Source organism: Pseudomonas sp. MF6394 (assembly GCF_002018845.1).
GTDB classification, from domain to species: Bacteria; Pseudomonadota; Gammaproteobacteria; order Pseudomonadales; family Pseudomonadaceae; genus Aquipseudomonas; species Aquipseudomonas lactis.
In genome coordinates, this window is sequence record NZ_MVOJ01000001.1 from 25232 (window position 1) to 50747 (window position 25516).

A 25516-nucleotide genomic window follows, 5' to 3' on the forward strand; every position below is an offset into this window, starting at 1 on the left:
CGTAACCTGGAGTTCAACATGTCTTTTTTTGACTCGCTTTTTGATTTGGTTGGCAGCGCGGTTGGCACTGTAGGTGATCTAGCAGTATCTGCGGTCGACATCGTGGTCGAAAACCCTGGCAAAGCCGCATTGGTATGCCTTGGTACGCTGGCCACTGGTGGTACAGCGCTGGCTTTTGCAGGTCCACTCGCCGCAGCCGCCGGATCTGCAGGGTTGTTGGGCGCAACGGCATCAGGGACAGCGATTAGCTCACTCACAGGCGTTGCGTTGACAAACGCCTCACTGGCGGCTGTTGGAGGAGGGGCTCTCGCCGCAGGCGGTGGTGGAATGGCGGTAGGCGCCACTGTAGTGGCTTCGACCGGAGCAGTATTAGGTGCTGCGGCTGGCGCGGGTGTAGCGGTTGGTGTCTCAGAGGCAGACAAAAAAGGGTAGGGCACATGCCGCGCATGACCAAGGCACATAGGGCAGGTCTGGATTTTCTTGATTTGGTCTTCTTCAACGATTTGGTCGTTCACGTAGGCATGGATGCCGAAGAACGCTCGCAGCTCCGAAGGATTGTTGAGCGGGTCACGCAAATGGTCGAGTGCCGGCATTCGGGCCGAGAGGCTGAAGTCATAAAGCATTTGGTGTTTTTCATCCTTGAGGTGAGCCTGGCCAACACCACCGAGGAGTTGATGCAGGTAAATCCGAATGTACCTCCGCCACCAAATCTTTCCTCTGAGCAGATTGAAGCAGTCGACAACTTCTGGAATGACTACCAGATGGCCTACATGACTGTGGTTACGGAAAAAAGCACTGGGGTTTTGGCCAATCCTGCATTGGAGATAGCTGAGGTATTGATAGGGGAGTTCGCTGGCTACTCGCCTCTAGTCAGGCGAGATCTGCTCACACGATGCTTTGTCAGTGAGTTCAAAGACGCGCCATTAGGTGTTTACTGTTGGCTGATCGTTTCTGGAGTTTTGCCGGTAACCAAGAACAATCCGGATCGAATCACGGATGAATTCAGCGATTCCTTCATTACACGCATAGCCTTGCTCGCCGATTACCAGATGATTGTCCACGCCTTCAACATGATGATTAGCAAGGATGAGGGTAGCGCCGTATACCTCCGTATGCGGAATCTCAGCCTGACAGAAGAAACGGTCGATCGCCTTTTGGATATTCAAAGGCATTTCAATGAAGCACTCAACAAGAAAAGCCTGAGTGGCATCCCTCTGATCTGCTGGCGGGATCTTGAAGATCCATTGCAGGTTCAGGGGTTCTTCGCCGAATGGAGCAAGCGGAAGGTGCGTTTTCGGATGCACACCGGGACCCTGGGCAGCTGGTTGGGCATTTTGGGGGCGGGCATGGTTCATGAACAACTGATGGTCGAGTATGCCCATGCCGCTAGGAATCAATACCCCAACAACCCCGGAACGGTGAGGCTTTCGGATCTCAAGGTCCCTGCGGTCTTCAGTGCCTATGACAATCGGCACACTCTCACTGATTTCGTGCAATGCCGGCTCTCTGATTACGGCCTCAGAATCAATCCAGACACCCTATACCGCAGCCATTCGACAATGAGAAAAACGACGCTGCGGTTACTGGCGATGTACTGCGACATGACGCGCGCTTCGGGCATTGCAATGGCTGCCCCGTACGAGGACGTTAACTACGGCAATGCGTTCATACACTCAGACAAGCTAGGCTGACAGCCTCATTCATCATGACGCTCCACGTCCAACCGGTCAGCGGCCGTGTCACATCGCCCAGGTGGGCAGAACGCCAGGTGCCGTTATGTTAGTGCGGCCGTACCAATAGGAACGTCTCATGTCCACCGAACAGCCGAACAAGCCAATTGCACTGCTAGTTGCCGAGGTCAAAGCACAAGCCCTGAATGCACCTGCAACTGAACAATCAGCAGCGTTGGCCAGGATCAATGTCCTTGTCGCCAACCTAAAAACATATGGACCTTCGTCAGTGCCTGCCAGGCTGGATAACTGAACGTGGAGCATACAAATCATGACCAAGGACGTCACAACATTAACCTTCCACGGCGGGCTGAAAGGGAGAGGTTATCGACGATGCCCCGGCGAAACGTGTGTCCCCCCTTGTAAGCTGGCCCACCAGGAGTGGCTCTGACATCAGCCCACCTGTTTTTCCGCACGATTACAAAGAATAAAGGCTGTCACAACACCTCCTTTGACTGGGCAAACATAGGCTGTCCTGCTGCTTGACGGCAGTTAGCCGTCCGAGCAGAGCGGGGTGCCCTGGTTGTGACAACCTTTATTGTTTCGCCCTGCTGGCTGACCAGCCACTTTTCCGCACGACTAGAAAGAATAAAGGTTGTCACAACACCCCCTCTGACTAGGCCAAACCTACACTTGCCGGGTGGTTGAGGACAGTTAGTTGTCCGAACAGAGCGGGGTGCACACTGTTTGTGACAACCTTTATTGTTTAGTCCTGCCGGATGGCCAGCCACCTTACAAAAATCGAAAGATACAGAAAATGTAAGCAGTCCTGGCTGATGGCCAAGGCCGTTTCAATTCGCCTGGCGGGAGGCTCACAACGGGTCTGAACCGCCAGTGCACCTCCAAACCGAATATCTCCATATAACCAATTTTCTCGGGTTTTATGCCAAAACCGACCTAAAACGAAACATCATAGCAGGGGGAGATCTGCTTCATCTGGCGCACCTCCTAACATCTCCAAAACCCTAATTCCCCCAGATTTGCTGGGCCTGAACCTACCCACCATTCTGATTAACCGCTTTTCCTTTCTTTCCTTTGCCTGGCTGTCGCCAGGCCCTTTTCTTTCTGCTTCTCCCCCAGCTTTTCCTGTGCGGCGTGCACCTGGGCCGGCCGGGTAGGACGCTTTTAAAGGAAGAGCGTTTCACAGGAGATGTAACAGGTAGTTCGAGGGGTGCCATAGGAAAATAGGGCCGCTTTGCTATGATGTTATTTATTTAGTGGTAACGCTTTGGGTGGCACTGTCGCCAGGTGTAGCCACGAAATAAAGTCTGTCGCAGAGCATTTGAATGCTGTCGCTGAAATCCGCCGCTTACCCTATAAATCAGAGCCTTAGGTGCGTTGAATGGCGCGATGCATTGGGTGCCTCAACACCGGTTTCCGACAGACTTTATTTAGTAGGTCACACGGCAAGGCGTGGTTCAGGGGGCCGAGAATGCTATGTACCCTGGGTTAAGGTTTGGGCTGAACTATTCGTCGTCGGGCTCTGTGTAGGCTTCTGCCAGAAGGGCCTGGGCGTGACCTTCCAGGAAGTCGAAAACCTCCTCTTGGATATACCCGTTGTATTGCTTGCGCCGACCCTTTGATACGACCCCGTTCTGGTCTAAGCACTGCATAATCAGCTTACTCAAGAGGTTGCCGCGCACGTCATAGTTGTCATTAACCACCTTGAGCAAGGTGTCGTATCGTTGCAAATACTCAGTTTCTTCCCTAAGTTCGACTTCCAATGCCCGCTTGGCCATTTCCAGCGTGAAGGCCACACACTCAGTCGCATCCCAGTAGCGATATAGGCTTGGGTCGCCGGTGAAGTTAAGCGACATGTTGTCGGCATCGATCCAACGAACGTCCCAGAATTGCCGTGCAGGTTTTGAGAAGCTCTGCAGAGCTTCTAGATAGCGTTGCTCCTCTCGTTTCATGGCCACGGAGACAGGAAGTAACAAGCCGTTCTCCAGCGCACCACTGCAGCACAATGCCTGGTGTATCAAGAAGCGCGACAGTCGCCCATTCCCATCCATGAAGGGGTGCAAGAAGACGAACCCGAATGAGGCAATGCCGGCGGCCACCAGCGGGTCAAGCTCCAAGGGTGCACGGTTTGCGAAGGCCATGAGTTCGAACATCAGCTCCCGGCAAAGATCTGGAGGGGGGGGGATATAGGTGACCCCCGCCGCTCCTCGAAAGGAGTTGGTCAGGTGGTTTTGTTCATGCCGGAAGGCCACCGCCCATTCGAGCGGTTGGGAAATCGCATTGTTTTGCAAAGAAACCAAGTAGTCTTCGGTAAGCGGCTGGCGGTCATGTGCCTGGCGCAGTAATTGAACAAAACGCTCTGACTTCTGCTGGCTTGGTGCTTCCTTTTCAATCGCAAATGAAGAATCTGTTTCGCTCAGGTACGCCCAGTTTATGGCGCGATCCATCATTTCCTTAGGCAAGGAGGCAATGAACTCTTTCGAACGGCCGAGAATGTCGTATTCAAGCAGGGCCTGAACCTCAGGCGTGCGTTCTACCGTCGCGCAATATTGGAGCGTCCCAAGACCATTGAAGTCCACGCGCCAGCGGTTGTTTCGCACCGATGGGCCCGTGATGTACCGCTCTGGATCAAACAGCAGGACGCCAGGGCCCCGAGGCTTGTCCGTGTAGTCCAGTAATAAGTCGGAATAGGCTTCCCAGAGGAAGCAGACTTTGCGCAGATAGCCGCTGCTGGGAGATTGGGTTATGGCCTCGACAAGGATTCGAGCTTCAATGCGAGGCAGAGCCTGCGCCAAAATAGAGAGGTTGACGCCCTCATGTTTGAGCGCAAAGATGATGTGGGCGAGAAAATCCCCAGCCTCCGGCGCAACCGCCTGCGGTACTGCAAGCGCGCCGTTGATCCGCTCAATGCGGGTGACGGGTTGAACGAGTGCTGGGTTCTTTACCCCGATAGCCTTCAGCCTCATCTCATTGATCAAATGGGCGTAACCCACCATATTTCCCATTATTCCCCCTGTCTTTGGCTAGATTTTTTTAACAGAGCCAGAATTTTCTTAAAATATGCCCAGATCACTCAGAAAATATTAACCGAAAATGGGCGCAGAACCACGTTTTTTAGGTCTTTCGCATATCGGCGCGACGGGAATCTGTGTAGTGGTCGTCGTGTGTTTACCTGTCGGCTGTATTACGGCAACGATTTAAGCATGGCAGCCTGACATCAGCGAAAAGAGGGCTGGTAACGTGTTTTGTTTCGCGTCCTGCCAGGCCCAAGTCTCGGTTGCTCGGCTAAGCAACTTTCACAGCGTTGATGTGCAGGACATAAGCGCCGGAGCGCAGTCCCATGATTGGAACCTCCGCAGCCGGAGTTTGCAGTCACACCCGGCGCAGCGTGGCGGCTCAATCCTCACTCAGTCACTGGCGCTGCCCCCGAATTGACTCAGTGGCCGATGCCAAGCTGACACTGCCTGATTCAGTGAGTCGGACATATGCTGACAGGGATAGTCCGGATGGCTCGCTTTGGGAGCGGTCGAGCGTCGAGTGGTTGGTCTGGCCTAAACCCGGACGTTGTGCCCTAGAAATTTCAGGGACTTGGCCATCCTGCTGTTGATTGGAGGCGCCTCGTGAGGCTTGACCATCCCGACAAGCTCCAATGAGCAGAACTTCCCAATTTTGGACAGTCTGTAGTTCTCAGACCACAGCAAGTCACAGATCCTGACGGCAAAGTCGTCCTTCCCATATAGGAGATGTGTAAGGCTTGCTTTCACCCGGGTGACGTCGCCGCCGTTGTCCTTCCAAAAGACCACAGGTAGCTGAGCCAAGCCCCCGCGGGTAAACCGTAGTAACTCCGAGAAGGCATGCACCTGCAGCAGTCCCTCTGTAAGCAGCTCCTGACTGCTTTGACCTATAGCCTCAGGTGATCCAAACACCTGGTGCAGAAGGTTTTGTGAACTTACGTAGCCGGACTCAATACGGGGATCCCTCGTATCTACCCACGCTTGAGAGATCGACGCCAATTTTGTAAGCCGCGCCGCCGGGTCCAGCTCCGGCGCTTCCTTCCAGGTTTCATCATCGAGAATCAGAGTAAGGCGACACCAGTTTAGGAACCTGTTGGTTTCAGCCGAAATATCCAAACTAGCGAGCTCAGGTCGACGATACCCACCACTCTCCAAGAATGAGGCAACCTCACGAAACGCGGGCATGTACTGGCTGTAAATGAGCTTTTGCATGTCAGCCAGGAATAGGCGCTGTGGTGATTTCTTTTCACTACCTACCAAAACGTTGGTAGGCGTGACGGGGGCCAGGCCCTTGTCGAACAGGGCGTCTGCAGAGGGCAACTTCTTTGCCGATTCCCAGATAATTCGAAACTTGCTGAGCTCTGCCGGCGTCAATATGGCTGCATCATCCCAAAGCTCGGCGAAATGCAGTAGCAGCGCAGCTATGCGAGCCTCGTCGTGGGGCTGATCCAGCGTGATCGTTGCTTCGCGGTTTTGGACCAGTCCTCCCTGAGTGAGATTCGCTGATCCAAGCATTGCCTGATTGTCATCTCCAATGAAAACCTTTGAGTGGAAGCCATCTGTGAAGTAATGCACCGTACAGTTGGGTTCGGCGACAACCTTCGCCAGTTCGCCTGGATGAGTTGCCGAGTTGAGGCCAACTAGAAGCTGTACGGTCGCACCGCGGCGCGCGGCCTTGATAATCTCATCAGATCGATTGAAATACGGCGCAGCGAGCCTTAGCACTGAAGCGGATTCAAGTAGGAGACTATAGGCCGAAAGGACGTAGTCCTTGGAAGGCCCATTGGTGTGGACGGGAAAGGTGGGCATGCCGAAAACCTAGCTGCTGTGAACAGCCAGTTTACATGGGCCGCTAGTTACCGCAGAAAAACGAAGTCAGGACCCTCCGTAAGCTGGAGGGGGTGCTATCCAGCAGGGCTAGGACTAAATTCAATAATTGATGGCTCGCATATCTGACTAGATCGAGTGAGAGGCGACATGAGCCTGAAAAGTGAAGACCCATGCGCCAATGGACATTTAGGTGGCCTGTCAGAGGGCCTTCGTTGAGATAGTGCTCTCAACACCCTTGGTGTTGGAGGCTTCGGGGTAACAGTCACGCATGGCCTGATTCATAGCTGCCGACGTGCTCTTAGTTCCCAGTGTCTGGGCCAATGCAGCACACATTGAGGCTTTGCCAGCTGGTGTCAGGTATTGGCTGAGCTGGATGCCCGGGGCAGTAATTTCAGAAAGCTCTTCCTTGGTAGCTGCAACAGCCTTTACTGTGGCTACCTTTGCAACAGGGGCCTCCTGGTGCAGCATCACCGTAGTGAGCGACTCGGCGCTGGAATACAGAGACATGGCCAAGGCAACAGGTTGAGCGAGAGCTCCGATCATCGATACTAACATTGGCATTCCTTTAGGCTGGGCACCAAGCCCGCATATTGATTGAGCCACAGTCCAGCAATGGCTATTTATGACGGTTCGCTTGAGGCCGGCGGTAACGAGTTCCCGCACGGAGAGACAAGCGCTTCAGGCGATGCTGAAGGTCTTAGAGGAGAATAACCGGGCAAATTTAGCCAGCAACCCGAAACACCCCAACCAAATTCGAGATTGAGGTTTGGGTTGCGGACAGCTGGGTTAGCTTGAGAATCTCGGGGAGCCGTAGGCCACAATCCGACAGCACGCGAGGTCCGATGATCATTGCATTCCAGCCATACCTAGAGCGCCGGCGTAATCAGAAATCAACGACACCATTGAGTTCGATTGATTCACAGAGTGCTGAGCCAAAATCCGATGTTGCACTAGTCGACTCGGATCAGTTCAGGACGCCATTTGATGATGCTCCAGAGTCGTATAGAGACGGGTTCAAGTCTCTTTGGGTACGGGTGCACAAAACCATTGGACCTAGGGATTGCTCACCGAACGAAACTGAACGGCGTTTAGGTATGGTTTCAAACCAAGCCCTTTACATGATGGAGGACTGGCCTGAGGGGCTGAAGTCCTTCATATGGAAAAAATACGGCGAAGGCTGCGTCCCATACTGCGACCTGATTGAACTGATCTTGATTATTGATAGCCTTGCTGCGTCGGTTACGCCAAGGCCACGCGATCCATTCTGAGGTGCCGTAGCAAAGCCCGTGCGACGCGGGTTGCAGCCAATTGATCTACACTGTGTGTACGACATTTCCTACGAATAATAGGTATATTGTTTGTAGGAGCCGAACCTTCAGCCTTGACCAATACCTAAGCCACAGCACGGCTGGTAATCACCTCACTGAAGAATTTTTAGTTTTGACGGAATACCACCAAAAACTGTGGATGTGTGGCCATTTGCCGTGCCCAATTCGCGGCGCGCACTGTTATGCCATCACTTTCGGTCGTATTATGTGTGCATTGACGTTCACAGGTGTCCATATGCAGGTGTCCATATGAACGATGGCCAGAAAAATTAGCGACCAGGACGGCCGCATGACGAACGAGCATTCCGATCGAGCTATACCCCAACACGATCGGTCGACAAATGAGCAGGATCGTTTTTTAGATTATTGTCAGCGCAACGAAATTCTAATCAAGGTCTACCTCGACTCAGGTCGAGCGTTGCAGGGGAAGATCGTGGATCACGACCGGAAGTGCATTCTCCTAGGCGCAACGCGCGTAGAGAAAATCCCTAAGATGATCCCGAAGTCCTACATTGCTCTCGTTCGCGCAGAAGAAATATTGCCACTTTTCCTTGAGTACAAAGGGAGAGGGAATCACATCACCCGTAAAAAAGCGCGCAAGAAAAAGAAAGCCGAGATGCTTGCAAGCGCACAGGTGGGCACTGCACCAATTCGCAAACCAAGACCTGCCCTTTGCGGGAAAGCCAGTCCAACACCAACAGTCCCGAAAAAGGCACCGGGCGCAGTGGAGGTGACGGTGAAGAAGACTATGAGGTCGAAGATGGTCGCCCCAAAAGATAAACCGTCGACGCCATCTGAAGTAAAGGGCGACGACGGTAATTGATGCTTCGATCAGTTACTAGATGAGCACTCCAGGTGTGGCCCGGTGTAGGCGATCACTACCTTGCCATCGATGATATCAAAGTGAATTCGCATACCCTCAAGACCAGCGCCATTGCCAGCCTTGAGGTGACGTTCGAAGAAATGGATCTCGCCCTGATATTCAAATTCGCGCTGCGCCCGCAGACGGCGATGCGAGCTAACAGTTTCAGATTCGTTTGCTGAGTACGAGTTGCCGAGAATGGCCCGTGCCGTCGAGTCGGGATTGCCGGCCATAAGCGAATCGTAATACGGAAATACCATCGTGGTGATAACGTCCAGCATGCGCCCGGTCTGCTGGAAAGACGCCGCCTCTTTGGCAGACTTCCAAGCAGAATCCAGCACCACAACGCGCCCTTCAGAAACAGATTCGATGAACATGAGTACGTCCGTGGGCGTAATCGAGTCACGCATAGCTACGCGACGCATCATGTCCATGTTCAAAGCCAACGGTTCAGGCCGGTGAACGGGCAGACCCAGGTTTTCCTTGAAAAGCCGCAGGTTGTAGAGCTCAACACGCATCTCGTTGCTGTCGATGTCCTTCTGCTCAAGCAGGCCCTTAAGAGTCTCAATTTGGGTTTGAAGGTCTTCAACCTCTGGTGAGGTCGCTGTAGGAGCTGCAGGCTGCTTGTGGAGCTTCTCGACGACCGCCAAGGAAGCGGCGTGCTTGTTTGGACCAGGCGAACCTTTACGCAGCAAACGATCCCACTCCTCATAGAACCGCTGCCAGGTGCGTACCAGTGGTGAAAGACTTTCGACCTCGGTTTTGAACCAATTACGGTTGGCCATGATCTCTTCGCTGCCGGCCTGAGCCAGGCTGGCGATCTTGATCATCGCGCTCGCGGTAAGGTTCGCGCCCAACGTTGAGATCTGTGACTCCAACTCGCGGGCCTTGGCTAACTGCTTATCTGCGCGTTTTGTGAAAGCTTCGACATCCATATGCGCATGGTTGAACTGGATAAGCCCCCGAAGCAATTGGACGGCTTCACAGGTGTGACCTTTAGGCTGCTCAATTGCCCGGCCGATGAGGTCCCTCGGGAGAGCCTTGTGATCAAAGGGCACCTCCATCGATCCTGCATGCTTTTGCAATGACTCAGTGAGCGCGTTCCATCGAGGGAGTGCAAAGTCATCACAGAATTGCTTGTATACAATAGTCAGCACGTTTTCGCCGGGACTTAAGGCTAAAGCTGCTGCTTCGGCGGCATTGAGCAAGGCTGGGAGTGGTTGCTTTCGACCTGCGCTCGAACTGTAGTGGAACGTCACAACCTCTTGGACGAGGCTTGCAAACCCGTTCTCAGACATTTGCTCAGCAAGCGGCACAGCAGGGTCCATTGGACCCCGCTTGGCGATCAACCGTTCTTCCTTGGCCGCTTGCTCAGGGAACACTTTAAGAATCGACTCACAGGTTCCTAGGATCACCCCAGAAAACGGCGATGGCAGTGCATTGAGCAAGACAGACAAAGCCATATCAATGCGAAAGCGATCGGTCTGATTAAGCTTCTGAGAGCTATCTGCAAGCCGATCCTTCAGTGCTCCCAGGTATAAAAGCGGCAGTGCAAGCTCACGGTAAAATACGCCTGCCTGGAAAAGGCTGCGCATGATCGGGAAGCATCTTTCAATATGGCTGACAAGATCAGTAGCAGCGGAGGTTTGTGCCATGGTGCGCAGTTGATCGCGGGCCTTATTACCAAGCAGCTGACCGAGGTTGAACTCAAGCTTGGAGCCTAAGTCAATGCGATCGAACTCATCCCCCATAACCTCGGCCACAATGTGCCGGTGCTCGGCAACGCCCAGAAAACTAAGCATTATCGTTGCCGGGGGCACACTCCGCCCTTTGGGCAGGTTGAAAGTGGCTAGGCCCCGAACGTTATTGAGCTTCGGGCTACGTAACCGCATCAAAACATCGGTAACGTCAGCGATGGCCTTTGGAGAGCCATACCAAGTGGTCCAGGCTGCCTGATTTACCATTGGTTGCCGGAATGCTGGTGGCACTATGTAGCTGAGACGGAGCCTTCCGTCACTCTCTTGGGAGTCTCCGCTACCGTTAATCTGATCAGAAATCGAGATGTCGGTAACACAAAGCTCGGTATCAGCAGTTGAAACAGTTTCTACGGCAGCGTCCATGATTGGTCCTTGGTTAGGAAGGGGAGAAGCCCAACCTAACGCCAGACTTCTGGATTCCCAGGCGTATGGGCCATTTAGAACTGAGCGTACGAAGAGCCGTAAGCTTGCTTATTCGTCGGCCGGTCGTAGTAAGGGGAGGAGGTGACCGAGTCGCTGTCGGAATCAGCATCCGACATTACAAGTTCGTCATCACCGTCCTCGTCGATGCACATGTCTTCCATAAAGGAGATATCGTCGGATTCGGCGGCGGAATCGACAGACTCAGGGAAGATGAAGGGCAGTTGCCAGTGTTTGGCAAATCCTGTGAGGAACCGAGTGGTGACGTTGAGGGTCTGGGCAGCTGCCTGGATCGGCGCTTTGTCCGCAGCGAGCTTCTCAGCTCGGCAATAGAACTCGTTCTTCACATCCAGCGAAGGGCCGCCAACGAATGTGATTTGCTCATTGTATGCGTAGGTTTTGAGGAAGCGATGGCTGACCTTAAGGATGTCAGCTGCTTCTGCAACGGTGAACAGTTCAGAAAGTTCGACACAACGGGCGAGGAACGCATTTTGACCATTGACCCAGGCGCGGCGGCTTTTGAGCTCCAGACCGGGATTGATGGCTAGGTCACCGGGCTTAACAAATGGGGTAGGGGCTTGGACCTGACGGGTCTCATAGTGGATCAGATAGTGATCCCAGAGCTTTTTGACTTTACGCTTCTCTGCAGGGGTGCGGCTTTCACGATCGGCAAACGTCACCCCGCGCTGTATTGAGTGCGTCCTCAGAAATCCGGTACTGACACGAAGAAGTCGGGCCGTCTCCTTTATAGAGAAGGTTTCAGATAGCTTGACGACTTTCTCGTGGAAATCGTTCAAGGCTGCCGTTTCGGCTGCCTTAGCCTTATCAGCCAATTTCGGATTCAGGTCCAGAATCTGATTGTGCACTGCTCACCCCCTACATTTATTTGTGAGGGGGCTGTCCATTGACTGGACTCGGCCTTATAGCAGACAAGACAGGGACGGAGGCCGCGCCCAAAAAATGGGTACGACCTTCCCTAGCGAGTAGCGGGGAAATATTTCCCAGCCGTCGGTGCCGTCAACTACAGGCAGAGAGACCAGGTCTCCCCCTCTACACGTGTGTCTGACGGCGGGATAATTCCCAGCACGCCAAACTTTATGAGCCAATTTATTGGCTTCGGGGAGTGATAGTACATTGACACCTTCGTCTGTGAAACCCTTCACAGAGCATTCAGTCCCAATCTGAGGAAATTAATTTTTTATCCTCAAAAAAAACGTATATAAAACAGTGGTTTGAAAATTCCCTGAGAGTTCAGTTTGTCTGACGAACGGTAGTGTGCTAACTAAGCACCCGTTTTGGAGACGTATCAGGGTTGCTACAAAGGCGTTCTGCGGATGAGGATTTTGTCCACCCATTTTGACTGGTCGAAATGATTTTGGTCGTTATGCTCTTTTCCGCAGCCAGCATCCGAAGCAAATTTTAGCCCTTACGGACGCCGGACCCCCCACACATTGCAAGGATTCAACAAGTGAGCCAACACACACTGAGCAAGACCTTCCTGGCCCTGGCCATCACCGCTGCAAGCGCCAGCGCACTGGCTGTTCCTGCCGACCTGAACAAGGATGTTAGTGGAGCCAGCGAGGTGGCTTACTCTCGAGTCAGTTACAACAATGTAACCCTATCCGGCAACGCAAACCGCGAAGCGGATCAAGATGGTACCGGCTTTAAAGGTGCAACCATTACCGGCGACCTGACCAATAACGCGAATGTAACCGCTCACGGTCAATTCGTTGATGCGCTGGACTTGGATTCCTCGGACGACGGCGATGCAGTACCTACCACCGTCAGTGGCAACCTCACCAACAACGGGAACTTCGAACTCTCCGGCATGGCCCCAGTAGGTATCGTTACTGACGGCGCTACGATCGGCGGCAATTTTGTCAACAATGGCAACATGTCCCTGGTCGGCGCTGACAACACCATCGACAGCGACACCCCTCGCGCTATCGAACTGGGTAATACCCAGATCGGTGGCGATGTGATCAATACTGGCAAGCTCTCGGTTAGTGGCACGGGTTCTAAAGGCATTTACGCCTTCACATCCACCGGTACAAGTAATCTGGGCACCATCGGTAAAGACGTCATCAACAAAGGCAATATCGCCGTGTCTGGTAATGATTCGGCCGGCATCAGCCTGGAAAAAATCAACTTCGGCCATGACGTCATCAACGAAGGCACTATCGCAGGCAGCGGCAGCAACACCTCCGGCATCGTCATCAAAAGCCTGAACTTTAACGCCCTTAACAACATCGGCACCATCCAGGTCTCTGGTGACAACGCGGTGGGCATCCGCGTCGTCGACTCACTGGCCCCGGAAGTGAAGACTGCCACCAACGGCATCATCAACACCGGCAACATCATTTCGACTGGTACCGGGATCAGCGTGGAAAGCGTCAACTACGACCCTTCCGAGGGCGGAGATGACAATGCGAATAATCTGTTTGTAATTCACCAGAACGGCGGATCGATCGTCGGCGGCGAGAAATCCATCAACGGTAACTTCCAAACCCGCCTCGAGTGGACTGCCGGCACTATCACCGGCAACATGGAAGGCCTGAACCTCGTCCAGGTCGACGGCAATGGCACCTTCAATGGCCAAGAGATCGAAGCATTCTTGGTCGATGTGAACTCGGGCACCCTTTACCTGGCTTCTACCAGTACCAGCTTTACTGGTGATATGAACGTAGCCTCGGCGGGGACGCTGCAACTTCGAGTCAGCGATCAAACCAACCCGGCAACTCCAATCCTGAATGTGGCCGGTAACGCTACCTTCGCCAGTGGCAGCAAAATCGGTGTTACCGCTAACCCGGGTGACTTCACCGGCAACAGCCAAGGCACCACCTACACTCTGGTGAAAGCCGGTACGCTGACCGACAACGGTCTGTCCGTGGTGAGCAGCTCCGCACTACTGAACATCACCGGCTTCAACGTTAGCGGCGACCAAGTGACCGCAACCGTTACCGGCAAGTCTGGTTCGACTGTTGCCGACCTGATCGCCAAGATGGGCGCTTCAGGTAATGCATCCCGCGCTATCCGCCCCTTCACTGACAGCGTCCTGAGCAAGTTGGATGCAAACGACAAGGTCTTCAAAGCCTTCGCCAATGCTGATGAACAGCAGCTGGCTCGCTTGGCTGAGCAATTGTCCCCGAACGTGAACGGTGGCTCGACTCAAGCTGCACTGGGCGGCCAATCTCTGGTTTCCAACGCTTTGAACGGCCGCAATGCTGAAGTTCGCGGCATGTCCTCCGGTGACGTGCTGAAAGATACCGGCGTATGGGTCAAAGGACTGTACTCGGATGCAGACCAAGGCTCGCGTGATGGTGTTGCAGGCTACAACGCTTACAGCAGCGGTATCGTCATCGGTGCTGACGGCAAGCTGACCCCGGACCTGACCTTGGGTCTTGCCTACAGCTACATCAACTCGAAAGTGAACGGCTTGTACAACAAGACCGACGTCGATGCATACGCTTTGACTGCCTACGGCAGCTGGAACCAAGGCCCTGCTTTCGTAGACGGTAGCGTGACCATCGGTAAGAACGAAAACACCAGCAAGCGTGACATCGCAGACACCGTTGCAAAAGGCGACTACGACAGTGACCTGTTCGGTATCAACGTACTGGGCGGTTACGGCTTCAACTTCGACAACGGCTTCCTCGTCGAACCACGTGCTGCTCTGCGCTACAGCAACCTGAAGATCGATGGTTACACCGAGAAAAACTCCAGTGCTGCTCTCAGCGTCGGTGGCCAGCGTATCGAAGTAGGTGAAATCGGCGGCGGCGTTCGTGTCGCCAAGGACTTCAGCTTCATGAACGGTACGCTGAAGCCTTCGGCGACGGCCATGGCTTACCACGACTTCATCGGAGACAAGGCGAACACCACCAGCACTTACACACTGGGCGGCTCTCCATTCGTGTCCTCGGGCGCGTCTAGCGCTCGCAACAGCCTCGAGCTGGGCCTGGGCGCTGACTACTCGATCGGTGCGGTTACGGTAGGCGCGAGCTACTCCTACCTCAAGAAAACCGACTTCAATGCCGATACCTTCACGGTCAAGGCCCGATACGATTTCTAGAATAAATTCAGGATGTTAGAAGAAGCGGCCAGCATTGCTGGCCGTTATTCTTTTGGATGCACTTGCCGATAGCCTCCTTGAGGGACGCTATCGAGAGATGCATTAGAGAGAGGCTGAAAATGCTTAAGACTATGATCACCAGCATCGCCCTAGCCAGTGCTGCTTTGCTGGGAGGCTGTGCATCACCGGTAAACCTTGCCCAGTTTTCGACAGGCTCCTTGAGAGGAGCCGTGCTACAGACACCTACATTTCCTATTCAGGGAATGGTTCCCGCACCGGGGACTTACAAGCACCTACGTGTGTACATAGAGGGGGACGGCCACGCCTGGGCAACATCCTCCCAACCGAGCACTGATCCAACCCCACACTCTTCACTCATGCTTCAGTTTGCAGCTGAGGATTTAACATCCGCGGCGTACTTGGCCAGGCCATGTCAGTTTGTAAGGTCCAGCGCCTGCACCCTTGATGTCTGGACTGGATCACGCTTCGGTAAGCCGGCCATCGACTCTATGGATTCAGCCCTAACTGCCTTGAAACGTCGCTTCAATGTAGAGGCTTTTGAACTGGTTGGGCACTCGGGCGGTGGTGAGGTCGCGCTCGTGCTGGCCGGTATGCGCGATGATGTTGACCAGGTGCAGACCATTGCCGGCAACGTAGACCCGGTATTTTGGACAAAGCTCCACAAGCTGAGCCCACTCAAAGCCCCCATCACCCCTTTGGCGTACAAAGCACGGCTTGCTCAGATTCCCCAAAGACACATTGTTGGTTCCAACGACCCAGTGGTTCCCCCTTCAGTCGCGCAGGCCTACAGCGCTCAGCTTGACGGCTCTTGCGTGGAAATCGTTGTCGTAGACGCAACACACAATGATGGATACGGGACCCTGTGGAATCGCTTTTCTACCACCCCGTTGCTTTGTAAGTCGCGGTAAATAGCCGGCTTCGGCCGGAAGCAAGGAATGCTGTTATGCCTGGATTGTCCAAGGGACATCAGAAGCTGAGCTTGGCCGGCAAAAAAGAAGCGCTGCAACTGCTTCTGGCCACATCTCAGGGTTCATGTGCGGTACCAACGCTTGCTTTTGGCTCTCATGACCCAAGGGTCGTGGCGCTTTTCGATTGCGACTCCTGTTCAAGTGGCGCGATCCTCACCGAGGTAAAGCGCCCGGGCAAGCGAAAGCGTTGGCAGGTCGTCTGCAGTGAGTGCACAAAAAACAGTGGGGAAGCCTCAAAAAACCCTTGGACAGCCTCGCTGCTGTGGAACGGCGTAAATCTCTCTAGTTGCCATTATTGCGAACTGCCGCTGTTCGGCCTGGCAGGCATGTCGCCGAAAGAAGCTCATGACCACATAAAATCCATCCGCGGCATCCTGGTTCTAAGGATCTCACTTTGTGATACAGAGCTTCAGCTGTTCAGAATCGGAGAAAGCACGAGCAAGCCCGGCACTGGGTATGTAGAGCGGCTTGATGCCTACCTCAAGTGGGCGATGCTCGCGCACAGATTAATCAAAGCTTGCAAGGGTCGAACGAGCAACACGATTTCGTAGCATGTGTTTGGTTTGCTAGTGACAGATCTGGGACCTAGCATTGGGTCTGAATGGGCACACCCCCCAAAACATAGGAACTCACCCATGCTAGTCGCGTCCAAGAGCGGTTTGATTTCAGTCGTTGATCTGATTGAAGACACCAAGAAAACATGGGTCGTCATGGATGAAAAGGTCAAAAAAACCATAAGCAAAACCGACGCGAGCACACGGGGATTTAATCTGATGTCTGATGCGTTGAAGTGGGTCGGGGCCGATCCTGAGCTGATTCAAACCTTCCTAGCCAGTGAAGCCGAATCTGCTGAAGAGGCAACAAAGCATTGATACCGCGCATAGGTAGGCACGATTGGTTAAAAGTTGGCTCACCGGTGTTCTGGGGGGCGTCAGCCTTCACCTTGGCCGGGATTGCCGCTGTCGCCGTTTTGCCAGCTGCGACCTGGTCATCTGCGGGGCTTGCATCCTTTGGCCTCCTATCTGCTATTTCAGGTGTTATTTTCCTGATGAGGCGAACTGAGCCGCTTCGCCCTGCCATGAGGCAGACTCTCGGGGTATTCCTAATCGTTTACGGCGCCTGTGCAATTGGTGGTGGGCTCGCCGGTCACGAGGCCCCTACAACGCCGCTCAGGAGCTTGCAGCCACCAGCACAAACACATGAATCGCTATGGAAGCTTGCAAACAACGAAGGGGAAGGGCGGAACCTGATAGCAGCGGCCGTTGCGGCGCGACAGAAGAGTCTGATCCTTTGGACCGCGCCTGGCTGTACTGCATGTTCTTCAGTTTTGGATTTGACAGTTTTGAATCCGAGCGTAAACCCCAAACTTGCTGGCTATAGGCTTATTCGTATCGAAACCCCCGACGCGGCTACCCACAGCATTCGTGAGCAGTTTGGAGTGAATGAAACACCATCCCTCACTCTCATGTTAGGTGATGAGACTGTGCCGGCGTATGGGCGGATCGGAAGAGAGATTGATGCGCCGTCAGTGATGGATCTGTTGGATACCCAGGTTCAGGCGGAAGACGCCGCTCGCTAAGAATTAGGCCGTATAAAGTCTCCAGTATGGGAGTTAGCAATGACACGCATCGCAAGGATGAACATGATCATCAGTGGCCTGGGACATCTGGCCATGATGGCTTGCCTCATCTATTTCAGCGCTACGCTGACCAATTTCTTGATAGCCATTGTTGTGGTGAGCAGTGTTGAAGCTGTCCTTATTCATCTGTACAGAAAATACCGCTTGAGATCGAGAAAACCTGTTTTAAAAGGCTAATGGGCGGCTTTGGAACTGACGACTTAAAGAGGAATCACTTTGAAGGAAATACAGGGCAAGCAAATTGGGAAGCTCATTTCACCTCCGTTGATTTTTATTGGTTGGTGCTGCCTTTCATTCCTGTGGCGCGGCTATGTACCTAAAGAAATTTTCTGGCCAGTAACCGTTTGTACAGCTAGTTGTATGGCTATTTGCACTTGGCTGATTTTGTTCACTCGGAAAGCTGTACGAAATCGGGTGTATCTGAACGTAAAACCTAACGTGATCGAAATCGAAGGTGCCGAGCACTTCAGTGGCAAATTCTCGTCAGACTTACGATTTATCATCAGTTCCGATGCTTTTCAGAAAACGCTCGTGGATGTTGTCCTGCGCGAGTCGTACACCCGAGGCCGTTTTATGTTTCCGCGCGAAGCTGCTTACGTCCGAATCTGGCCAGGGGTTACCGGGATTACGGATCTGGAGGTTGAGGCTATCAACAAGGCCTTAGCTGAAGAGTTCGTTGAGTTTGAAGTCGAAATTGTTAAGGACGCTGATGCTCAACATGCTTATGCAACGGCGGTGCAGGCATAGCTGCCAAGCAGTCGAAAGTAGACTGATGTACATATGCGAAAAAGCCGACATCTAGTCGGCTTTTTTGAAGCAGCTGGTTTAGCCCGAGAGGTCTTCAGGGCTGAAGCGAACTCTGCGTTCTTGGTAAAGGCGCTTGTACGTACCGTCGGTGACCTGGGTCATTTCAGGCAGCTGCTTGACAGCCAGGATGGCAGAAGTCGCAGAGGAGTCGAATGCCTTGTCACCACTCGATTTGACCACCTTTGCCGACTCAATATGACCCTTACGCCCCATCTTGATCACGATCTCGACGGCCATACCGTTCCGGGCGCTTTCAGGCCGCTTCCAGTTTGAGATGATCTTCGATACGAGAATCCCGTCCACACTCTCCAGCACCTTGGGCTCTTCGACTACAACGGGTGCTTTGATCTGATCAAGTACAGGGTGGGGCTTTAACCCCATTGTTGGGGTTTGGAAAGCCGCAAGGATTGTGTCCCCAGCATTTCCGATACTCGCCTGAGGAGCTCCACTTTCACGCACCGGGGACTCTTCGATCCGAGAGTCAGTAGCTTTGAAGACTTTTACGCCGGCAGGAGTCGGGGCAGCCGGCCCTAGAGGGATTTCGGGCTTTGCGATACCCACCGGGATATCGTGCTGCGATTCCCGTACAGCAACCTTAGGAGTCGGGTGGGGTTCGGTTACGGCTGTCGCCGCATCTGGCTGGTCATTGCTCGTATCGGCTTGACTTGATGCAACAGACTGGACCTCATCTTGGGGTGCCTGCTCTTGTGGCGTGGAAATCTCACTTGGGCGCCCCAGGAGCGGCAGCATGGCAATCTGGTTATCTTTTAGCTGCGAAACAAGCGAGTTCAGTTTCCCGATCTCCCGCTGGCTCTCTTCATGCTGGGTCTTCATCTCGGTGCGTGCAGAGTTGACCATGATCAGCGCTGTGGCAGACATGGTTGCTAGGACCAATGAAATTGTCGACGCTAGGAGCGCCAGATGCTTTTCAGTCACCACTCATCCCTCTTGTTGGTGCGGATAGGGTAACGGCTTATAAGGGAATTCAAAGCCAAAACAGGGTGCCCGAATCCAGTAGGGATGATGGTTTTTCAGTATGCAGTTCGAAGTGGCAGAAACGGGCACAGTCGTTATATTGAAGACACTCCTAAACCGGACCAGGAACCGAAATGGTCAAGATATTTGTCGACTCCCGGGAAATTCCATCGCGCATCCCCGAAGCCCTTCGTGAGCTGGGTGCTGAAATCGCAACCGGGAATCTCGAAACTGGCGATTACGTTTTGGAAGCGAACCTAGTGGTCGAGCGCAAGACGGCTGCGGATTTCTGCGCCAGCATCATAGATAGCCGGTTTATCAACCAGGCCAACAAGATGGGGCTGAACTTCAAGAAAGTCATTTGGTTGATAGAAGGCGACATTTTTGCCGTCAGATCGCAGATCCACCCTGACGCACTAGATGGTGCGTTGAGCTACCTTGCAGTGGTTTTGGGTCAAACTGTCATCTGGTACAAAAGCCCGAAGCGGGCTGCGGGGATAATTTATAGAATGGCGAAACACGCCCAGACAGGGCTGGGGTATGAACCTCCCATGCGCAAAGGGAAAGTACCGGCGGGTATTGGCCAGGCACTATTCGATCTAGAGGGGAAGTGCGGTTGTGGTCCTGTAGCCGCCCGAAAACTGCTCAATCATTTCCGCTCTGTTTTCAGGGTCAACAACGCCTCGATAGATGAGCTGTGCGCGGTAAAAGGTATAGGGCCAAAAAAGGCTCAAGCAATTTTCGAAGGGATTCACTACGAACTGCCCGAAGGGGTGTCTGCTGACGATCAGCCAACCCTGCTGGCTGACCAGCCTGCACCTAAGTCACTGGTTTAATCATATGAAAATTTCAAACTTGGTTAAGACCCTTCGCAAGTTTGATGCAGATAGCTGCATTTTTGTGACCCTTGGAGAGGACGGTGAGCCGTACTGTGTATCGATCGAAAGCATCAGACTGGTCGCGGATGCCAGTTCAAAAGCCGGGATCTCAGTGCTCATTCGCGCTTTTGAGATACAGCACGGGAAATGTGCGAGCTCGCTTGATGACCCAGAATGGTTTCTCCGGGATTCGAAAGAAGAATACGATCTGACAAGTGCAGTTATCGAGGCGCTGACGGGATATAGCGCTGATGCAGAGGTATTTGTTGAGCTAGGCCCAGACCATAAACCTTATCAAGTGAAAATTGAGGCTGTCTCGGGCTTTGATGACTCAGCGCTTGAGGATGAGTGTAGTGAGTCTGAAGACTGTACTTCTGTTGGAATACGAGCATACGAGATACCCGCGAACTTCGTTCCCACAGCTGCATAAGGAAGGCCCGCTAATTTAGGGGCCTTCTTGTCTTTCCCTACCTCAATTGCTTACGCGCCGGCTTCGAACTTCACTGTGCGCTGGCGAAGATATTTCACGTATATCGCACGATTCACCGTGGCCATTTCAGGAATTTTGGCCAAATCAGCAGCAGCCTTTATCACTGAGTCGTCCACGTCCTTCGAACCGCTGGAAGTCGGCACCAGTGCGTTGGTAATGGTGCCGTCTGGAGCGAATTGGACTAGAACCTCTACTGACACGGGAGAAGTGGCTGACTCAGGACGCATCCATCGACTCTGAAGGCGAGCGACAAGCATCTTGTCGAAATTCTCAACGCCCTTCTTCTCTGCTTCTTCTACCTGCTTCTGAGCGTCAGCCTTCGCAGCCTCAATTTTGGCCACAGCGGCCTCTTGCTCAGCATCGAGCGCGGCTTTTGCTGTGCGGTAGGACTGTGACTGTTCGATCGACTGCTGCAGGCTGGCAATGCTCTTTTCGGAGGCAAGCTGTTTTTGCTGGATGGCTGCTTGGCTGATCTTAACCTCGGCCGCGTCACTGCTGGCCTGCACTGACTTAGCCTCGATGTTGAGGATCCGCTCACGTTGACTTTGCCAGGCATCATCCAACGCATTCGCAGCACTCATAGCCTTGAAGGAAGCATAGAACGCGATGACTACCAGGACCATCAGAACGACGATGGTGATAAGTGCGCCGGCGACGAGTGTCGTCCGCTTAACGTTAACGGTTGAGGCGTCGCCCTCAACCTGGCTAAGATTTTTAATTAGGGCTCGCATAGCGCTCCATCACTTCAGGGATTCACGCCTTCAGGCGGCTAGGCGGGCTGCCTAGCGCTGGATATTCTCCCCGTGATCCAGTGATGACTCCATTCAAAAGGGGGTCACCAAATTCACGTCTCGGGTCGTGGGGATGTATAAGCGGAGAGGGAGGTCAGCGGGATAACTTGAACAGCCGTGGTGCTTTTATCCAAACTCCAGCGCTGATACCCATAGCAACCCCTATCGTAGTAGGGATTGAGGCATCTGATGCCAGAGCGCATAGGGCAGCCAGAATTCCGTAAGTCGCAGCTATGGCTACCCTCGCGAAGGAATTCTGTTTGCGGACATGGGCTTTCATTCGAAGGAACCTTAATAGGAATGGGTGGGGCTAAGAGTAGGCGAGCTTGTAGTGCGGATTTGACGATCGCGAATTCGCTGGCAGCCTGGCTGCTTTCAGCAACTGAATGAGTTGGTATGGATGAATAGCTTAACGAACGGTGATGAAATGACTACTCAAACCCAGGCTTCGGAATTGCATGAACTCGATGAAGCCTGACCGGCCGCAAATGTGGCAAGGCTATTTCAGGCTAGCTTGGTAGAGAGGCATCACTTTAGGAATTGCAGCTTCGAGCAGCTTCATCCGATCGCCATCGCTCGGGTGAGTGCTCAGGAAATTCGGGGTGGACGAACCCTTGCTAACGGCTGCCATCTTCTTCCAAAGGGTGATTGCTGCGCGAGGGTCAAAACCAGCACGAGCTGCCAACTCCAAACCGATTAAGTCGGCTTCTTCCTCGTCGCGTCGACTAAATGGCAAACCTACCCCGGTGCTCAGCGCCTTAGTGATAGCGCTCTTACCTAACGAACCAGCACCCAGGACATTCGCTCCAACTCCTCCTGCAAGTTCAAAGACAGCATTCTGCGATGCCTGCTCCCGTCCATGCTCACGTATTGCATGCCCAATTTCATGCGCTAGGGCAATCGAAAGCTCGTCATCAGTGAGATTGAGCCTTTTGATCAGGCCGCTATAGACAATGATCTTTCCGCCTGGCCCGCAGTTCGCGTTCACAACGTCGGCATCGATGACGTTAACGAACCATCCCCACTTTTCAGCATCCGGGCGGAAGACGTGTGTTTGCATAACCAGCCGTACAGCAATCTGCTGGACATGTTTGCCAAGTGGAGAGTTCGTGATCAGGACTCCCGACGCCTCGGCCTTTTTCACCCCGGCCCGGTAAGACAGGGCATATGACGTGTCGACATCATTCTGAGAAAGGCCGGCAAACATGTATTGAGTTCGATCCACGCCTACTACGCCTGGATTGGTTGTCTGAATGCCGCTGCAACCCGCCAGAAGGGCAAGCGAGCCAGCTAGGCCGAGCATCAATATCCTTTTCACTTCACACTCCCGCGGTCACGCTTATCGGCCTTGGCAATCATTTCTGGGGTGGCACGCTCGTTGTTGACTTCATTCACTTCGCAACCAGCAGCCCGGAACAAAGCATCAGCTGCTTCCTCGAGTGCCTTCCGACTTCGGGGTCTGGCTCTGCTCATCTCTTCGTTCAGCAAAGGTACCAAAGCATCAAGTTGGGATTGGCTGAGGACGAAACCTCGAAAAATAGGGCTGAACATCACTTACCTCCCGGGCCGTGCAGATAAAAGGGGCTTGGCCATGAGGACAAGAATAACGGCCGCAACCTGAATGGCTACATTTTGGGGCACTTGATACCCCTTTTTTGGGGATGATGCGAGCCGAAATGGCCTCATACTTGATCGACGCCCAACTTAATCCAGCGGTATAGCTGATGCTCCAGATGTTCTTATCCCTGCTCCTTATACCCACGGCAGCAATCACCGTATGGCACCTCGCCCTGAGCCGCATAAGCCGTTTCACATGGCGCGCGTACCAGATAACTGGTGCGATCGGGGCCCCTGTCCATGAGCTATCTCATTTGTTGGCCTGTATCGCGTTCCGCCTGCAGGTCCAACGGGTAGCGCTTTACACGCCTGGCAGAACAGATGGGTGCCTTGGATACGTAGTATTCACAGCCAACCCCAGATCTATTTTCAATAACGCGGGAATGGCAGTACAGGGTGTTGCACCCTTGATCGGAGGTGCGACGATCGTGCACTACGTCCTGAAGGGCCAAGGTCTTGTGAGCGTGCCGTCTGAGATATCTGGCGATCCAGGCTGGATCGTTGATGAGGCAGTTAGGACGTTGAATGCCACTGTCGTGATGGCTGCGTCTGGCGGCGTGGGTTTCACTGTACTGCTGGGAATACTGGTGATCGCCATGCACTCCATTCCAAGCTGGGCAGATGTACGAGTTGGGCTGAAGGGTTCGCTGATGCTGGGAGTTACTGCAATATTCGCCGGCGCGGCTAGTGAGATAGCGGCCTCATATGTGAGCTTCGGGAGCAGCGTCCAATCATTAGGGCTGCTCATAACGTACTGGATTCGGGTCACCCTTGAGATGGGGCTGACCGGAGCCGTCAGGCTTGTCACGCTTGCCATGATTGGGGGCCTGGGACTTGTAGTTGTGCCGGGGATTCTCTTTGAGGGCGTAGCTGGAGTAATTAACTCGCTCAAACGCCGACACATCACGAGCATTGACGAATAATCGCAGAGCTGAACCGACGCCCGCGCCTTCTTACTCCTTCACCTCGGGCATCAGATCAGCCACCTCGGGGCGATAAAGTCCTTTCTGCTGTTCGTAGAAATACCGGAGCTGCTCAGGTGGCATAGGCGCATCCCCTCCGATCAGGAAGGCTCTGAGCTCGTAGCTGTCACCAATCGGCCAATCCAAAGTGATGATATTCAGGGCAGGGGCCTTGCCCAACATCGACCAGGTAGGCAGCGAACGGACGTAGTGAACGATCATCACCTCAAGGGGAATTAGATCCCGCAGATCCGGCGATGGAGCCTTATCCATTGCCCAGAGCCCGAAGACAAGTCGGAGCTTGGGGTCCGGTTGCTTTGTGAGGGATGTTAGCTGGGTAGCATCTGCACTGAACACAGCGTTTCGCTCATCCGCATCCTTGAGTAGCTTAATCGGGACTCCAGTTGCGCGCCGCACACCGACGATAGGGCTGTAGCTCAAAATTGAAACGGTTGAATAATCGGGAAGGGCCATCTCACTCTCCATGGCGGGGCTGATCATTCAGTGCAGGGTAACAGCGCGAACTGAATAGTCGATACCAGCTCTACGGCCCAATGGATGGAGGGGTAACGGGTTTGGTCAACCCTAGCGCTATTTTGTACCGTCATTTTGGGTTGAGACGGCAGGGTATTGTTGAAATGATGGTTATAGCAGGTCGCCCACAGCCCGGAACAACGACCGCTGCCCTTCAACCCATCACCAGCGAGGGCGGAGCTATTCGTCACTACGACCGGTGGTCAACTCAACGGCCGGCCTTTCATTCCCCCGCCCAGGAAAGCAATCATGTTCCGTAAACTCTTCGACTCGCTAAGCCTTAAGCCTCGCAAACCTGTAGTGCATATCGATTCGGCTCTCCTCAAGGCCACCTCAGTCGATAGCTCAGCCCCAGGGATCCAAGCAATTGACGTAAACCTAGAACAAGGCCCAAGCCAGAGCTGGATAGATCACGCATACCCATTGAAGCAAGTTGTAATCGAGATCCATGGCAGCGCTCAGACGACTCTGGCGCACTTAATTGCTGAGCTTGACCAGGTATTCCTGAAACTCATCAAAGGCGAAACGGTAGGCGAACGTAGTGACGGGGTCGTAACCCATAAGTATGCGTACCAAGAACAAGTACCAGGCCCATCGTTCTTCGACGAGCCTGTGGCATTTCACCCAGAAGCACCAACCGCCGGGCAGGCACTGTTCGTTCGCCTGCAGGGCACCCGGCATAGCAACTTCCCTGACATCAACAACCTGATCGCTTCTGTAATGAACGAAATCAACTCGAAAAAAACATCGGGATCCGCTCATGACGATGACTTCGGCTACTCATTTGCCCTCGTGTGCGCCCCTAACCTGAACTGATCAGATGTCCCAGTGGAGGTGGAAAAGCCCCACCCGTTTTGGGCGGC

Annotated in this window: 24 protein-coding genes; 13 read left to right on the top strand and 11 right to left on the bottom strand. The window is 53.5% G+C overall.

All coding sequences use genetic code 11. The features are described 5' to 3' along the window. The first annotated feature begins 437 nt into the window (after positions 1-437). Together MF6394_RS00215 and MF6394_RS34090 are read left to right on the top strand one after the other, a co-directional pair. Positions 438-1691: a hypothetical protein gene (locus MF6394_RS00215; protein ID WP_078465730.1), complete on the top strand. Its 1254-nt coding sequence runs from the start codon at positions 438-440 to the stop codon at positions 1689-1691. A gap of 118 nt (positions 1692-1809) precedes the next feature. Beyond that, positions 1810-1983, top strand: coding sequence for a hypothetical protein (locus MF6394_RS34090; protein ID WP_161952138.1), 174 nt, complete (start codon positions 1810-1812; stop codon positions 1981-1983). Between the two features lie 1213 nt (positions 1984-3196). On the opposite strand, the gene MF6394_RS00220 is transcribed toward MF6394_RS34090, so the two are convergent. The 3 genes from MF6394_RS00220 to MF6394_RS00230 all read right to left on the bottom strand — a co-directional run bounded on the left by MF6394_RS00220 (position 3197) and on the right by MF6394_RS00230 (position 7090). Further along, complete coding sequence (locus MF6394_RS00220; protein ID WP_078465731.1) at positions 3197-4696, bottom strand: Fic family protein; 1500 nt, start codon at positions 4694-4696, stop codon at positions 3197-3199. A gap of 546 nt (positions 4697-5242) precedes the next feature. Next, entirely contained in the window at positions 5243-6514 is a 1272-nt protein-coding gene (locus MF6394_RS00225; RefSeq protein WP_078465732.1) for a phospholipase D-like domain-containing protein, read from the bottom strand. A 219-nt stretch (positions 6515-6733) separates the two neighbouring features. Continuing rightward, a complete protein-coding gene (locus tag MF6394_RS00230; RefSeq protein ID WP_078465733.1) occupies positions 6734-7090 on the bottom strand; it encodes a hypothetical protein in 357 nt (118 codons plus the stop codon). Between the two features lie 287 nt (positions 7091-7377). Here MF6394_RS00230 and MF6394_RS33600 point away from each other — a divergent pair, with 287 nt between their 5' ends. Both MF6394_RS33600 and MF6394_RS00235 read left to right on the top strand, forming a co-directional pair. Further along, entirely contained in the window at positions 7378-7803 is a 426-nt protein-coding gene (locus MF6394_RS33600) for a hypothetical protein (protein ID WP_153045938.1), read from the top strand. 349 nt (positions 7804-8152) lie between these two features. Then, positions 8153-8686, top strand: coding sequence for an RNA chaperone Hfq (locus tag MF6394_RS00235; RefSeq protein ID WP_161952139.1), 534 nt, complete (start codon positions 8153-8155; stop codon positions 8684-8686). An 8-nt stretch (positions 8687-8694) separates the two neighbouring features. Here MF6394_RS00235 and MF6394_RS00240 read toward each other — a convergent pair whose 3' ends face one another. Further along, positions 8695-10845: a hypothetical protein gene (locus MF6394_RS00240; RefSeq protein ID WP_078465735.1), complete on the bottom strand. Its 2151-nt coding sequence runs from the start codon at positions 10843-10845 to the stop codon at positions 8695-8697. A gap of 74 nt (positions 10846-10919) precedes the next feature. Next, a complete protein-coding gene (locus tag MF6394_RS00245) occupies positions 10920-11768 on the bottom strand; it encodes a hypothetical protein (RefSeq protein ID WP_078465736.1) in 849 nt (282 codons plus the stop codon). 602 nt (positions 11769-12370) lie between these two features. On the opposite strand from MF6394_RS00245, the gene MF6394_RS00250 reads away from it, so the two are divergent. Beyond that, the gene (locus MF6394_RS00250) at positions 12371-14971 is read left to right on the top strand and encodes an autotransporter family protein (protein WP_078465737.1); all 2601 of its coding nucleotides are present in this window, start codon (positions 12371-12373) and stop codon (positions 14969-14971) included. A gap of 521 nt (positions 14972-15492) precedes the next feature. On the opposite strand, the gene MF6394_RS34095 is transcribed toward MF6394_RS00250, so the two are convergent. After that, positions 15493-15654, bottom strand: a complete 162-nt coding sequence (locus MF6394_RS34095) for a hypothetical protein (RefSeq protein ID WP_161952140.1) — start codon at positions 15652-15654, stop codon at positions 15493-15495. 281 nt (positions 15655-15935) lie between these two features. On the opposite strand from MF6394_RS34095, the gene MF6394_RS00260 reads away from it, so the two are divergent. From MF6394_RS00260 to MF6394_RS00280, 4 genes are all read left to right on the top strand, one after another. Beyond that, the gene (locus MF6394_RS00260; RefSeq protein ID WP_078465739.1) at positions 15936-16511 is read left to right on the top strand and encodes a hypothetical protein; all 576 of its coding nucleotides are present in this window, start codon (positions 15936-15938) and stop codon (positions 16509-16511) included. Positions 16512-16595: 84 nt separating this feature from the next. After that, positions 16596-16832 (top strand): hypothetical protein, encoded by a 237-nt coding sequence (locus tag MF6394_RS00265; protein ID WP_078465740.1) that lies wholly within the window; start codon positions 16596-16598, stop codon positions 16830-16832. Between the two features lie 746 nt (positions 16833-17578). Further along, on the top strand, positions 17579-17776 hold the full coding sequence (locus MF6394_RS00275; protein ID WP_078465742.1) for a hypothetical protein: 198 nt from the start codon (positions 17579-17581) through the stop codon (positions 17774-17776). Between the two features lie 39 nt (positions 17777-17815). Then, on the top strand, positions 17816-18346 hold the full coding sequence (locus tag MF6394_RS00280; RefSeq protein WP_078465743.1) for a hypothetical protein: 531 nt from the start codon (positions 17816-17818) through the stop codon (positions 18344-18346). 78 nt (positions 18347-18424) lie between these two features. Here the strand turns inward: MF6394_RS00280 and MF6394_RS00285 are convergent, their stop codons facing one another. Beyond that, complete coding sequence (locus MF6394_RS00285) at positions 18425-19342, bottom strand: energy transducer TonB (RefSeq protein ID WP_153045939.1); 918 nt, start codon at positions 19340-19342, stop codon at positions 18425-18427. A gap of 173 nt (positions 19343-19515) precedes the next feature. Here MF6394_RS00285 and MF6394_RS00290 point away from each other — a divergent pair, with 173 nt between their 5' ends. Together MF6394_RS00290 and MF6394_RS00295 are read left to right on the top strand one after the other, a co-directional pair. Beyond that, positions 19516-20217: an ERCC4 domain-containing protein gene (locus tag MF6394_RS00290; protein ID WP_078465745.1), complete on the top strand. Its 702-nt coding sequence runs from the start codon at positions 19516-19518 to the stop codon at positions 20215-20217. A 4-nt stretch (positions 20218-20221) separates the two neighbouring features. Then, entirely contained in the window at positions 20222-20689 is a 468-nt protein-coding gene (locus tag MF6394_RS00295) for a hypothetical protein (protein WP_078465746.1), read from the top strand. A 50-nt stretch (positions 20690-20739) separates the two neighbouring features. Here the strand turns inward: MF6394_RS00295 and MF6394_RS00300 are convergent, their stop codons facing one another. From MF6394_RS00300 to MF6394_RS00310, 3 genes are all read right to left on the bottom strand, one after another. Continuing rightward, positions 20740-21480, bottom strand: a complete 741-nt coding sequence (locus MF6394_RS00300; RefSeq protein WP_078465747.1) for a TonB C-terminal domain-containing protein — start codon at positions 21478-21480, stop codon at positions 20740-20742. 559 nt (positions 21481-22039) lie between these two features. Further along, a complete protein-coding gene (locus MF6394_RS00305; protein ID WP_186353504.1) occupies positions 22040-22843 on the bottom strand; it encodes a M48 family metallopeptidase in 804 nt (267 codons plus the stop codon). An 11-nt stretch (positions 22844-22854) separates the two neighbouring features. After that, positions 22855-23091, bottom strand: a complete 237-nt coding sequence (locus MF6394_RS00310) for a hypothetical protein (RefSeq protein ID WP_078465749.1) — start codon at positions 23089-23091, stop codon at positions 22855-22857. Between the two features lie 494 nt (positions 23092-23585). Here MF6394_RS00310 and MF6394_RS33605 point away from each other — a divergent pair, with 494 nt between their 5' ends. Beyond that, a complete protein-coding gene (locus MF6394_RS33605; protein WP_153045940.1) occupies positions 23586-24080 on the top strand; it encodes a hypothetical protein in 495 nt (164 codons plus the stop codon). A gap of 30 nt (positions 24081-24110) precedes the next feature. Here MF6394_RS33605 and MF6394_RS00320 read toward each other — a convergent pair whose 3' ends face one another. Beyond that, complete coding sequence (locus MF6394_RS00320) at positions 24111-24593, bottom strand: hypothetical protein (protein ID WP_153045941.1); 483 nt, start codon at positions 24591-24593, stop codon at positions 24111-24113. 309 nt (positions 24594-24902) lie between these two features. Here MF6394_RS00320 and MF6394_RS00325 point away from each other — a divergent pair, with 309 nt between their 5' ends. Further along, entirely contained in the window at positions 24903-25469 is a 567-nt protein-coding gene (locus MF6394_RS00325) for a hypothetical protein (protein ID WP_078465752.1), read from the top strand. Positions 25470-25516 lie beyond the last annotated feature (47 nt).

Bases quoted from the DNA above. Each gene is read 5' to 3' on its own strand.
- MF6394_RS00310 (WP_078465749.1), bottom strand. From the start codon at position 23,091: ATGTTCAGCCCTATTTTTCGAGGTTTCGTCCTCAGCCAATCCCAACTT.
- MF6394_RS00240 (WP_078465735.1), bottom strand. From the start codon at position 10,845: ATGGACGCTGCCGTAGAAACTGTTTCAACTGCTGATACCGAGCTTTGT.
- MF6394_RS34090 (WP_161952138.1), top strand. From the start codon at position 1,810: ATGTCCACCGAACAGCCGAACAAGCCAATTGCACTGCTAGTTGCCGAG.
- MF6394_RS00320 (WP_153045941.1), bottom strand. From the start codon at position 24,593: ATGGCCCTTCCCGATTATTCAACCGTTTCAATTTTGAGCTACAGCCCT.
- MF6394_RS00225 (WP_078465732.1), bottom strand. From the start codon at position 6,514: ATGCCCACCTTTCCCGTCCACACCAATGGGCCTTCCAAGGACTACGTC.
- MF6394_RS00325 (WP_078465752.1), top strand. From the start codon at position 24,903: ATGTTCCGTAAACTCTTCGACTCGCTAAGCCTTAAGCCTCGCAAACCT.
- MF6394_RS00300 (WP_078465747.1), bottom strand. From the start codon at position 21,480: ATGCGAGCCCTAATTAAAAATCTTAGCCAGGTTGAGGGCGACGCCTCA.
- MF6394_RS00220 (WP_078465731.1), bottom strand. From the start codon at position 4,696: ATGGGAAATATGGTGGGTTACGCCCATTTGATCAATGAGATGAGGCTG.
- MF6394_RS00275 (WP_078465742.1), top strand. From the start codon at position 17,579: ATGACACGCATCGCAAGGATGAACATGATCATCAGTGGCCTGGGACAT.
- MF6394_RS00235 (WP_161952139.1), top strand. From the start codon at position 8,153: ATGACGAACGAGCATTCCGATCGAGCTATACCCCAACACGATCGGTCG.
- MF6394_RS00295 (WP_078465746.1), top strand. From the start codon at position 20,222: ATGAAAATTTCAAACTTGGTTAAGACCCTTCGCAAGTTTGATGCAGAT.
- MF6394_RS33600 (WP_153045938.1), top strand. From the start codon at position 7,378: ATGATCATTGCATTCCAGCCATACCTAGAGCGCCGGCGTAATCAGAAA.
- MF6394_RS00305 (WP_186353504.1), bottom strand. From the start codon at position 22,843: ATGCTCGGCCTAGCTGGCTCGCTTGCCCTTCTGGCGGGTTGCAGCGGC.
- MF6394_RS00290 (WP_078465745.1), top strand. From the start codon at position 19,516: ATGGTCAAGATATTTGTCGACTCCCGGGAAATTCCATCGCGCATCCCC.
- MF6394_RS00260 (WP_078465739.1), top strand. From the start codon at position 15,936: ATGCCTGGATTGTCCAAGGGACATCAGAAGCTGAGCTTGGCCGGCAAA.
- MF6394_RS00215 (WP_078465730.1), top strand. From the start codon at position 438: ATGCCGCGCATGACCAAGGCACATAGGGCAGGTCTGGATTTTCTTGAT.
- MF6394_RS00265 (WP_078465740.1), top strand. From the start codon at position 16,596: ATGCTAGTCGCGTCCAAGAGCGGTTTGATTTCAGTCGTTGATCTGATT.
- MF6394_RS00230 (WP_078465733.1), bottom strand. From the start codon at position 7,090: ATGTTAGTATCGATGATCGGAGCTCTCGCTCAACCTGTTGCCTTGGCC.